Annotated in this window: 6 protein-coding genes; 4 read left to right on the top strand and 2 right to left on the bottom strand. The window is 72.8% G+C overall.

The features are described from left to right. Positions 1-506: 506 nt before the first annotated feature. Together VKH46_11120 and VKH46_11115 are read right to left on the bottom strand one after the other, a co-directional pair. Positions 507-2,759: a M28 family peptidase gene (locus tag VKH46_11120; GenBank protein HKB71385.1), complete on the bottom strand. Its 2,253-nt coding sequence runs from the start codon at positions 2,757-2,759 to the stop codon at positions 507-509. Between the two features lie 121 nt (positions 2,760-2,880). After that, complete coding sequence (locus VKH46_11115; GenBank protein HKB71384.1) at positions 2,881-3,708, bottom strand: SDR family oxidoreductase; 828 nt, start codon at positions 3,706-3,708, stop codon at positions 2,881-2,883. Positions 3,709-3,778: 70 nt separating this feature from the next. On the opposite strand from VKH46_11115, the gene VKH46_11110 reads away from it, so the two are divergent. The 4 genes from VKH46_11110 to VKH46_11095 all read left to right on the top strand — a co-directional run. Continuing rightward, positions 3,779-4,441 carry a PH domain-containing protein gene (locus VKH46_11110; protein HKB71383.1) on the top strand — a complete coding sequence of 221 codons (663 nt, stop codon included), beginning with the start codon at positions 3,779-3,781 and terminating at the stop codon, positions 4,439-4,441. Positions 4,442-4,491: 50 nt separating this feature from the next. Next, positions 4,492-5,097 carry a sigma-70 family RNA polymerase sigma factor gene (locus tag VKH46_11105; protein ID HKB71382.1) on the top strand — a complete coding sequence of 202 codons (606 nt, stop codon included), beginning with the start codon at positions 4,492-4,494 and terminating at the stop codon, positions 5,095-5,097. After that, positions 5,094-5,588: a hypothetical protein gene (locus tag VKH46_11100; protein ID HKB71381.1), complete on the top strand. Its 495-nt coding sequence runs from the start codon at positions 5,094-5,096 to the stop codon at positions 5,586-5,588. The genes VKH46_11105 and VKH46_11100 overlap by 4 nt, the downstream gene beginning before the upstream one ends. Beyond that, positions 5,585-5,848 (top strand): hypothetical protein (locus VKH46_11095; GenBank protein ID HKB71380.1); only part of this gene is annotated, 264 nt, incomplete at its 3' end. The genes VKH46_11100 and VKH46_11095, both read left to right, overlap by 4 nt.

The following is a 5,848-nucleotide window of genomic DNA, read 5'->3' as shown; positions in this document are numbered from 1 at the left end:
GTGCGCGTCGTCGATCGGTTACGTCGAGGCGCTGCTCGCTGAGCACCTCACCTACTCGCAGTCGATGGGGCTGCTCGCGGGAACCGTGTTGTTCCTCGGCGCCGTCGTGGTCGCCGTGGGGCCGGAGGCCCACGGCATCTCCTTCTCGTAGCAGGCGCGGCGACCTGTCGCACCGAAGCCCTCCGAAGCCTTGGCGAAGGAGGGCGAAGGCGGATGCATCGAGCCGGGCGGGCGCGTGCGCCGCAACCCGCGGCCTTACCGTACGCTTATCGGTACGCCGCGGCCGCGGGCCGGACGCCCGCATCCCGTCCGCCTTCGCCAAGGCTACGGCGGATCGAGGCAGCAAGGGTGCGCGCTGCTCAACGGCCGTTCGGGACGATCAATCCGCCATAGCTCGTCAGAGCGACGGCGGACCGGGCTCGCGCCTCGCCGCGCCTCTTCGTCTCGCGCCGGTGAATGATGGTCACCCGGCGCGACCCGCGGAGCGGTCAAGCCGGTGGCGCCCTTTACAAAGTGAACGTCTTCATCACGATCGTCCCGTCCCCCGACTGACTCGACACCGCGAACGGGCCGCGGCGGGCGGCGAGGGGAGCCGCCGACGCGGGAAGCCCCGGCGACCGATCGGAGAGAACGAACGAGATCGGCCCGGGCGCGGCCGAGATCTCGACCGGAATTCCTTCCGGCGGAACGGTCACGCAGGCGTAGCTTCTCCATCCGCCGCCCCGCGCGAGCGCGGCGGGGGAGAGGGGAGGGGTCGCGACGCCGCCGATCGCGATCGCGCGGAGCGCCGTCCCCGGCGCGAACGCGATCCGCACGATGCCGGCGCCCCGCGGGGAGACGAGGCGGCCCAGGATCCGGCGAGCGCCGCCGGCCGTCACGTCGCTCTCGATGCGGAGCTCGGGGGCCGGGAGCGCGGGCGTCGGCGCTTTCGCGGCGAAGACCTTTTCCTTCGGTGCCCAGGGATAGACCGCCTCCGGGCGGAACGGCGCGGCCGCGCGCAGCCCGCGCGGGAGCCGGTCCGCGTCGGTCTCGACGATCCACCGCGCCGAGCCGGAGCCGGCGTCCTCGAGCGCGACGATCGTCGCGCGCTGCGGGACGTCGAACGAGAGGGGCGCCGGAACGAAAGCGGCGGCGAGAGAGAGCAGCAAGGCGCCGGCGAACACGGCCGCGAGGCGGCGGCGGAACCGGACGGGGAGCTCGACCAGCCGCGCCGCGAAGAGCGTCACGGCGAGTCCGAGGATCGCCCCGATGATCCTCGCGCCTCGGAACCCGAGCACCTCGAGGAGCACCCAGGCGAGCGGAAGAAGGAAGAATCCTCCCGCGGCCAGGAGCGCCGTTTCGCCGGTGCCCGTCGACCGCGGCGGCAGGAGGAGGAGGGCGCCGATCACGGCCGGTACGAGGAAGGGAAAGCTCGCCGCGGGTTCGCGCCAGGCGATGAACACGGCGGCCGCCCCCCAGCAAACGGCGATCCCCGCGCGGAGCCCGCCGGGGCCGGCCCGCCGTCCGAGCGCCGCCGCCGCGGCGCCGGAACCGAGGAGAGCGGCGAGCCAGAAGGCGGCCGCCGCGGTCGCGGGATGGGCGATCCAGCCCGCCGGGACGGCGTTCGCCGCGCGGAGGGCGGCGGTCACGGCAGCGGCTCCGGCGGCGCCGGCGAGAATCGCGGCGGGAAATGCCGCCGCTCCGAGGAGGACGCGCCCGAAGGAAACGCTTCTGCGGCGGAGCCGTCCGGCGATTCCGACGACGAGGAGGATCATCGCCGCGCCGGCCGCCGGGAGCGTGGCCTCCGCGGGCCATCGGACGATCGCTGCGCCGAAGAGGTCGAACCAGACCGCGTCGCCGCGCGGCGGTTTCTCCGGAGCGCGGTCGAGGGCGCGCGCGATCGCGAGGGCGTTCTCCCCCTGGTGCTGGAGGGTCGAAAGCGACGCGTGCGCGACGTCGTCGCGCGGCGTGTGGTATCGGGCGACGCCTTCGACGCACGCGAAATTGACCCCCGCCATTGCGTGCGCGCGGAAGACCGTCAGGTCCGTGTCGTTGGGAAGCGTCCGGTAGACCGCGTAGAAGAGCGAGCTCGTGGCCGGATGCGGCAGGCGGCCGAACAGCCGGGCGAGCCAGAGGTTTCCCTCGCTGGTCTCGAAGAGGTAGCTCGTCCCTCCGGTGCCCCGCGCCTCGATGTTCACGTCCGCGATGACGCCGCCGCCTCCTTCTTCGGAGGCGAACGCCTCGGCGCCGAGGAGCCCCTGTTCCTCTCCGTCGTCGACGAGGAAGACGACCGGCCGCCGGAGCGGGGCGCGCCGGAGCGCGCGCGCGATTTCGAGGACGGCCGCGACTCCCATCGCGTCGTCGGACGCGCCCGGACCCGCCGCGACGGAGTCGTAGTGCGCCGAGAGAAGGACGGCTTTCCGCCGCTGGGTTCCCGCGCGTCGCACGACGACGTTCTCGACGGCCCCGCACACGCCGTTGCGGCCGCAGGCGAAGCCGCGCCGGATCTCCGGGACGTCCCCGAGCGCGCGGAACGCCGCCGCGACCCGGTCGCGGACGGCCGCGGCCTCCGGACTCCCTTCGGGATGCGGACGTCCGTCCCCGGCGAGGGTCTCGAGGATGCGCCGGGCGCGGCCCGCGGAGAACTCGGCCGGCGGCGCCCCCTCGCCCAGGGGCCGAGGCGGACGCCCCCGCGCGATCGCCACCACGGCCACGAGCGCCGCCGCGCCGACGCCTCCGAAGAACCGCCGCACCGCGCGCCGCGATGTTTCGCGAGTCACCCGCGAATGCTACAGCGCGGCAGCGAAATTGCACGCCCCCTCGACGTTCCGAACGCTCTCAGAGGGGATTCGAGACGGCCGGCATCCGAAGAGGATGGAGATCCGGGAGGCGCCCAGCGGATCAGCGGAACTTCGACCGCATCCCGGCGTCCATCACGGCGTCGGGGACGATCCTCTTGGCGAACGCGAAGAGCTTCGCCGGCCACGTGACGAGGTACCGGGCCCGCGGCCGCCGCCGGCCCGCGGCTTTCAGGACCACGCGCGCGACGGCCTCCGGGGGAAGCGAGCCGATCCGGGTCTCGCGCCGGAAGCGCTCGAAGGCTTTCACGTACCAGGAGTGGTAGGGCGATTCCGTGTCGGCGGCGATGGGTTCCACCTCGTGCTCGACGCGCTCGCCGAATCGCGTGCGGATCGGCCCCGGCTCGACCAGCACGACGCGGATCCCGAACCGCTCGACCTCGAGCCGGAGCGCATCGCTGATCGCCTCGAGGGCGTATTTCGAGGCGCAATACGCGGCGCCGAACGGGTAGGCGATGCGGCCGGCGATCGAGCCGATGTTGACGACGCGCCCCGACCGGCGCGCGCGCATGTGCGGCAGGACGGCCTGCGTGACCTCGATCGTGCCGAAGACGTTGACGTCGAATTCCGCGCGCCACCGGGCGACCGCGATGTCCTCGACCGTGCCCATCTGCCCGAAGCCGGCATTGTTGACGAGCACGTCGATCCGGCCCGCGCGCGCGATCGCGTCGGAGACGGCGCGGTGGATCGCGCGGGAGTCGGTCACGTCGAGCGCGAGCGTCTCGATGCCGCGCCCGAGATCGGCGATCGACTCGGGCCGGCGCGCGGTCGCGAAGACGCGATGCCCCGCTTCCGCCGCCGCGATCGCGGTCGCCCGCCCGATGCCGGAGGAGCACCCGGTGATGAAGAAGACCTGGGAGCGTTCGGCCATCCCCGTAATCTATCCCGAGGCGGGGCGACGCAACGGCCCGCCGCGCCGGCGAGCGCTACAATGGCGGGCGATGAAATACGCCGAAAAGCAGCTGGCGCCGGGAGAGACGATCCTCTATCGCGCCCGCTATCACTGGATCTTCTATGGCCGGGCGATCGCCGCGCTGCTCCTGTCGATCGCCGCTTCGGGATTGGCGCTCGGGCTCGAAGCCAGAGGCGCGGGGCGGACCGCGTCGAACGCCGCGATGTACGCGGCCGCGGCGCTGCTCCTCCTGGCTCTCGTCCTGTTCGCGATCCGAGGGATCCGCGCGCGGACGGACGAGTTCGTCGTGACCGACCGGCGGATCCTCCACAAGATCGGCGTCTTCGCCCACGAGACCCGGCAATGCCCGCTCGAGCGCATCCAGGACATCACGGTCGACCAGTCGTTCTGGGGACGGCTCCTCGGATACGGCGATCTCGCGATCGAGACCGCCTCGGAGAGCGGACAGATCCGGTTCCCCACGATCGAGCACCCGGAAGCCCTCCGCACGGCGATCTGGACGCACGTGGGACCGGGCGGCGTCACGATCCCCTCGGCGGCTTCGGCGGCTTCGGCGGCGCCGGCCGCGGCGCCAGCGGGCACCGCAACCGCCGCCGACCGGCTGGCGGCTTTGAACGACCTGAAGAACCGGGGCCTGATCACGCCGGAAGAATTCGAGCAGAAGCGCCGGGAGGCCGTGCGTGAGCTGTGAGGCGGTGTAAACCGCCGTCCGCGCCGGTCGTCTGAGGAGGCGTGGGGGCCGTGAAGATCGTCTCACCCGAGGAAAACGAGCCCGTCGACGAGAACCGGGTCCTCGAACGGGTCCTCGCGGGCGACGCCGACGCCTACGGCCATTTCGTCCGGACCTACCAGCGCCGCGTCTACGGCATGGCCCTCCGAATGCTGCGCGACGCCGGCGAGGCGGAATGCGTCGCACAGGACGCCTTCGTGAAGGCGTACCGGAGCCTCGCCGATTTCCGGGGCGGATCGAGCTTCGAGACGTGGATCCTCCGGATCGCCGTCAACGCCTGCCGCGACCGGTTGAAGCGCAAGCGCCTCGTGCTCTATTTCCACCAGCGGCGGGCCGACGACGGCGGGGAAGACGGCCCGGTCGAGGCCGCCCCCTCCCCGGATCCCTCGCCGGACCGCCTCCTGGAATCGAAGGAGATCAAGGCGCGCCTCCGGGAGGCGATCGACTCGCTCTCGCCGCGCCAGCGGATCGTCTTCGCGCTCAAGCATCTCGAGGAGCGGTCGATCCCGGAGATCGCCGATCTGCTCGGGCTCGATTCCGGGACGGTCAAGTCGCATCTCTTCCGGGCCGCCCAGAAGGTTCGCGCGCGGCTCGGCGATTTCCGGAGGGCCCCATGAACCGCGCGCGTCCCTTCGAACGGCATCTGGCCGACGGCGATTTCTTCCTGCTCGCCTTTCCGCCCGCGGGGGAGCCGGAGCCGCTTCCGGCGCATCTGGCCGGGTGCGACGGATGCGCCCGCCGGTTCGCCCAATGGCAGCGGGCGGCGCGGGAGATCGCGGGAAGACCCGCCGCGTCCGGCTCCGATTTCGAACGCGCGGTCATGGCGAAGATCCGGGCGCTGCCGGCGCCGCGGCGCCGGCGCGCGCGGCGATCGTGGGCGCTCGCGGCGGGGGCCGCGGCGGCCGTCGCCGCCGCGTTCTGGCTCGGCGCCCGGACGTCGTCCCGCCCCGCGCCCCCCCTCCCGGAGGCGGCCGCCGCGTCGATGGGGGCCCGCGATCTCGCCGACGACGCGCTTCTGCGGGACGTGTCGCGTCTCGTCGAAGGGGAGGAGACCGAAGGATGGAAACGCATGGCGCCTCTGCCGGAGGCGAAGGAGGGCCGGTCGTGAAAAGACTTCTGACGATCGCCGCGATTCTCTGGGCGGCGGCCGCGTGGAGCGCGCCGCTCGAGGGGAAATGGTGGAAGAACCCCCGCGTCGCCCGCGAGCTCGCGCTGACCGCCCCGCAGGTCGACCGGATCGAGCAGGTGTTCCTGCGCGCGCGCCCGGCGCTGATCGACCTGCGGGCCGACCTCGAGAAGAAGCGCCTCCTCCAGGAATCCGAGATGGAGAAGCCCGACGTCGACTCCCGGGAGGCGGAGCGCCGGATC

Source organism: Thermoanaerobaculia bacterium (assembly GCA_035260525.1).
Lineage (GTDB): Bacteria > Acidobacteriota > Thermoanaerobaculia > UBA5066 > DATFVB01 > DATFVB01.
This window is presented reverse-complemented; position numbering and strand designations above follow the sequence as displayed.

Bases quoted from the DNA above. Each gene is read 5' to 3' on its own strand.
- VKH46_11100 (HKB71381.1), top strand. From the start codon at position 5,094: ATGAACCGCGCGCGTCCCTTCGAACGGCATCTGGCCGACGGCGATTTC.
- VKH46_11115 (HKB71384.1), bottom strand. From the start codon at position 3,708: ATGGCCGAACGCTCCCAGGTCTTCTTCATCACCGGGTGCTCCTCCGGC.
- VKH46_11110 (HKB71383.1), top strand. From the start codon at position 3,779: ATGAAATACGCCGAAAAGCAGCTGGCGCCGGGAGAGACGATCCTCTAT.